Source organism: Aeromonas sp. HMWF014 (genome assembly GCF_963878295.1).
Lineage (GTDB): Bacteria > Pseudomonadota > Gammaproteobacteria > Enterobacterales > Aeromonadaceae > Aeromonas > Aeromonas popoffii.
Genome location: NZ_CAWNYS010000085.1, coordinates 9,470 through 10,175 on the forward strand (window position 1 = coordinate 9,470; position 706 = coordinate 10,175).

The 706-nt window shown below is 48.0% G+C and carries 1 protein-coding gene; it reads right to left on the reverse strand.

Features of this window, described 5'->3' with window-relative positions; genetic code table 11:
- Positions 1–436: c-type cytochrome (locus tag AAC083_RS03370; protein WP_308811040.1), on the reverse strand; the 436-nt coding region annotated here is incomplete at its 3' end.
- Between the last annotated feature and the right edge of the window lie 270 nt (positions 437–706).

Genomic DNA, 706 nt, shown 5'->3' on the forward strand with positions numbered 1-706 from the left:
CAGAGCCCCCTTCCGAGTGGCACTTCTTGCAACCGGACTCTTCGTGCAGCTTCTGCCCGGCCTTGGCCAGCGCCGCATCGAATGGCTGCTTCATCGGCTGGTAGGGCAGCTCGGCATAATGGGCCGCCAACTCGTCGATCTGATCGTCGCTAAGGCCCTTAACTATGTCGGTCATGTTCCCCTGCTTGCTGGTATCACCGGTGACATGATTAACGGTCTTGGCAGGGCGCCCATCCAGGTAGCTGCGCAACTGCTCGCTGAGGTTGGCCTCTGCCAGTCCGGCGATAGTCGGGATGTCATTATGGGTACTGATCCCCTGACTGCCATGACATGCATTACATGTTTCCACCAACGCAGCCATACTGGCATGCGCAGTGCCAATAGAGCCCAATAATAACGACAATCCCAGCATTTCCAGTTTCATACTGCGTTTCATTTCTCATCCCTCGTGAAAAAAAGACCTAAAAACCCCAATCGAAACAGATATTTTTTTTCTCTCAGCGTGCGTTGAGATCCATTTTTGAGACCTCGGTCAACGCCGTTTAATATATAAACCTTAGAATTAAGATGGAAATTATTTATACCGTAATAAGTCCTCGTTTGACCCTTAAGTAGTACATTTTTGGGCATTTTTTGACTTGGCTCATACATGGAACAATAAGTCCGATAAAAAAGGATAAAACAATGAAATACTGGAAAGTATTGG